Genomic DNA, 3,575 nt, shown 5'->3' on the forward strand with positions numbered 1-3,575 from the left:
GGGGAGGGGGGGAGGTTTCGGATGTTTGTGATTCGTTTGGGGGTGGGGGGGAGATTTGGGGGAGTTCGATCGCCCTTCCTTCTAATAGTTGGCCTCGTGCGGTTTGCAAATTTTGGGCGATCGCCCAACCCTCGGACTGCAACCGTTGTAAAGTCAAATCTGGAGAGTCAATCAAATCTCTGAGGGGTTCAGCGACTTTCCCAAAATCAGGCAATTGCAGCATTCCAGCTAAGCCGGAGAGTTGGTAATAAACCTGATTGAGGGCGGTGACGCTTTTTGCTAAATCTGCCTCCGAAGCTTGGGAAAGCTCGGTTTCTAGGCGATTGAAGATTGGCGGCAATTCGTGTTCAAAAATCAGTTTCAGGGTTTCCGGGGCTGCCGATCGACTGGCTGCGGGGACTGGCGGCGGCCCCGGCTTGCCGTACTTTGCCTCGAACTGGGCGTGAATTTGGGCGATCGCCTCCAGGTTTTCGGTTTGATCGGGAGTGCTGGCATCCGAGTGCGCGATCGCTTCGGTCGCAATCTTTTTGAGAGTGTCCACCCCTTGCAGCAAAACAGTTATAGTAACCGGTTCCAGGGCTGACAAGTCCGTGCGATCGCGCAAAATGACAAAACAGTCCTCCAGCGTGTGAGCCGCCGTAGATACGTCTTGAAAGCCCAACATTGAACCCGCACCTTTAATCGAGTGAGCGGCCCGAAACATTTCTTTAACAGCCGCTTGTCGCTGTTTCAAATCTGCGCCTTCCATCGCCAGCAGGTGAGTCTCCATGGACTGAAGAAACTCTTGTGTTTCTGCGGTAAAAGCATCTATTAATTCGTTTAAATCATCATCATTCATACTAATTATATCAATTCCGAGCTTATGTCTAGCCGTATAGTCAGAATATAAAATTTAAACATATTATAGCGGATCTCACGCCTGATGAGGTACACCCGATCATGTAAATATCAGGATTTGCCAGCATTTTTTGTACCTCACCTACCTGAGAAATGCTATATATTATTTGCGGTTTTAGATGATTGGCGATCGCTGGTTTTATTTGCGATCGCCACTCAATCACTCTGACAGAAAGCTTGCACTTGTGCTGAAGATAAGCCTAATATTTCAGCAACTCGATCGACATCCATCCCCGCAGCCATCAGATTTTGGGCAGCTTGACGCAGTTGAGCTTGTGCTTGTTCTTTCTCTAATTGTGCTTGTTCTTTCTCCACTCGTTCTTGTTCGGTATCGGTCAGCAGCCAATTGCCTTGGCGATCGCACCATCGCAGCCAACTACTTGGCACATCTTCAAAAACTCCCGACCAAACACCTAAACCAATCTCTAAATCAGCCAACCAGATGCGAGGATTCTGCGGTTGAATTGACTGTTTGAGGTAGCATCCACCCTCCAATTTAAAATATCGCAATTGTTGCGTGTACCGACTGTAAACGATGTAGTGCGGCACTCGCAAATACTGCTCGTAAACCTCAAATTTACCTGGCGGTGTTGTACGTGTCAGTGGATTTCGTTCTGCTTCGTCTACCGCTTCCGAGTTATTGGAGGCTTGACTGTAAAAACGTCCCAAATCTTCGCTTTCAGTTCCCGGCGACAAGAATTCAACTACCACATAAGGAAACTTTCCTTCCTGCCAGCTTACATAACTGCGACGGAGTTCTCTACCTTCGTACAAACGCGAGACATTTACTACTAGAAACCAATCGGGACGTTTGTGCCATAAATGATGTTTGACATCGTAGTAAAGATTGAGATCCGAAGCTGTGAAACAATTTTCCCGTGAGTAGTTAATTAAACGTAGGGTTCGGCTTAACAATTGGGGTTGTAAATCGTGAAATTCGTCGGGCAAACCAGGTTCCTCCGGGTCTTCGCTGGGTAGATCGTACATCGTCGGCAGAGTTTCGGACGACGAATTTGGCGGATCTATTTGCTCAATTTGCTCAATTCGCGTGGTGGGAATCTGAACCATTGTCACCTCCGATCGGTTTCAAACTTACAGCAGATTGCAGGTTTATGAAGTCGGTGGGGGGTAGGCACGGGGGCATTGGTGTCAACTTAACCCTGAAAGCCATGAGAAATTTCGCTTTCACCCCAGTCTAGATCCCCCTAAATCCCCCTGATAGTCGGGGGACTTTGAGAAAATTCCTGTCCCCCCCTTCCCAATCTAGATCCCCCTAAATCCCCCTGATAGTCGGGGGACTTTGAGAAAATTCCTGTCCCCGCCTTCTGTAGGGGCGGTGCCCCCGTGCCCGCCCTCTTAGCTAGGGGGGATCTGAGTTTAATAGTTAAACAGCAGTCTCTGACTGGGTTTAACGTTAAGTTGACACTCCTTGGGCACGGGGGCACTACCCCCTACAAAATCCCCGTTTTTTGGAGAATGAAACCGCCCTGCCCTGGTTGGGGGGGTCTACAATGTACTTCCTCGGACGCAATCTGCTGTAATTCAATATTAATCTAATTTGCTAGTTATCTTTTTCAAGTTTCGCATTGCCGATTTGTCCCGAATTGGGTGAATATAATACAAACACATCTTAAATTATTACTTATGCCTCTGGGGGGTTGTAGATGGTTGGCGATCGCCTGTCTCATTTACAAGCGGTCATTACACGAAGAGTTAGGATTGTAAATGCGAAGAAGCTAAGAGAAAAACAATACTGACATCCTGCACGAAATTGGAGATAACCCAATGCTCAAAAACGATATTGTTCCGGATCGGATTTTTACTATATCAAATGTTCTTTCCCCAGAAGAGTGTGCTGAGTATATTACATTAACAGAAAATATTGGCTATACACCCGCCGGTCTGACTGTCGGCCAAGATCGATATGAAATGAATCCACAAGTTCGCAATAACGATCGCGTAATTTTGGATGATGAGGAACGTGCAGAAGAGTTGTGGGGTCGTGTTGTTGACTGTATTCCGGCTGCGATCGATCGATGGACGGCAATAGGACTTAATGAGCGCTTGCGATTTTACCGATATGACTCCGGTCAGCGGTTTGCACCGCATGGGGATGGTCCACATTTCAGGAAAAATGGGGATTGCAGTCAATTAACTTTCATGATTTACCTGAATGATGAATTTGAAGGAGGAGAAACTCATTTTTATTTGCACCACAACTATTTAGAATTATTTGAGCCAGATGTGGTGCCTAGTCTATCTATAGTTCCTAAAATTGGTATGGTGCTGTGCTTTATTCATGAGTTAAGACACGAGGGTTCTCGCGTTATTAGTGGCAGGAAATATGTACTGCGATCGGATGTAATGTACTCTATGTAGACGGCGACGTTGTAATTGAGTTAAGTGCCATACAATTGAAATCTGGCATCATTACTAAAAACCATGTTTATTAATGACAATCGCTCGAACTCGATATTATTTGCGATCGCAATCCAAGCTGTTGCCGCACTGCTTGCAAGGATTTTCCTCTTTTTGCCTGCGGGCGATCGCTTGGAAGCGGCACATCGGAAGCCAAAATAACTGGCTTTTTTAGAGCAGCGAGAAATAAGTTTAATTCTTCTTGAAGTTCTTCCAATGATTATCCAAAAGGTGCTACTTCTTTTTCAGAATCGAAATAA

The 3,575-nt window shown here is 46.2% G+C and carries 5 protein-coding genes; 2 read left to right on the forward strand and 3 right to left on the reverse strand.

Annotated elements, in window-relative coordinates:
• Positions 1-838: Hpt domain-containing protein (locus QZ918_RS31040; protein WP_293342449.1), on the reverse strand; the 838-nt coding region annotated here is incomplete at its 3' end.
• An 84-nt stretch (positions 839-922) separates the two neighbouring features.
• Between QZ918_RS31040 and QZ918_RS31045 the strand changes: the two genes are divergently transcribed.
• Entirely contained in the window at positions 923-1,066 is a 144-nt protein-coding gene (locus QZ918_RS31045; protein ID WP_293342452.1) for a hypothetical protein, read from the forward strand.
• On the opposite strand, the gene QZ918_RS31050 is transcribed toward QZ918_RS31045, so the two are convergent.
• Positions 1,054-1,965, reverse strand: a complete 912-nt coding sequence (locus QZ918_RS31050; RefSeq protein WP_293342455.1) for a Uma2 family endonuclease — start codon at positions 1,963-1,965, stop codon at positions 1,054-1,056. The genes QZ918_RS31045 and QZ918_RS31050 overlap by 13 nt on opposite strands.
• A gap of 717 nt (positions 1,966-2,682) precedes the next feature.
• Between QZ918_RS31050 and QZ918_RS31055 the strand changes: the two genes are divergently transcribed.
• Positions 2,683-3,276, forward strand: a complete 594-nt coding sequence (locus QZ918_RS31055; protein ID WP_293342459.1) for a 2OG-Fe(II) oxygenase — start codon at positions 2,683-2,685, stop codon at positions 3,274-3,276.
• Between the two features lie 70 nt (positions 3,277-3,346).
• Here the strand turns inward: QZ918_RS31055 and QZ918_RS31060 are convergent, their stop codons facing one another.
• Entirely contained in the window at positions 3,347-3,532 is a 186-nt protein-coding gene (locus tag QZ918_RS31060; protein ID WP_293342462.1) for a hypothetical protein, read from the reverse strand.
• Between the last annotated feature and the right edge of the window lie 43 nt (positions 3,533-3,575).

This window comes from Microcoleus sp. CAWBG58 (assembly GCF_020883045.1).
Taxonomy (GTDB): domain Bacteria; phylum Cyanobacteriota; class Cyanobacteriia; order Cyanobacteriales; family Microcoleaceae; genus Microcoleus.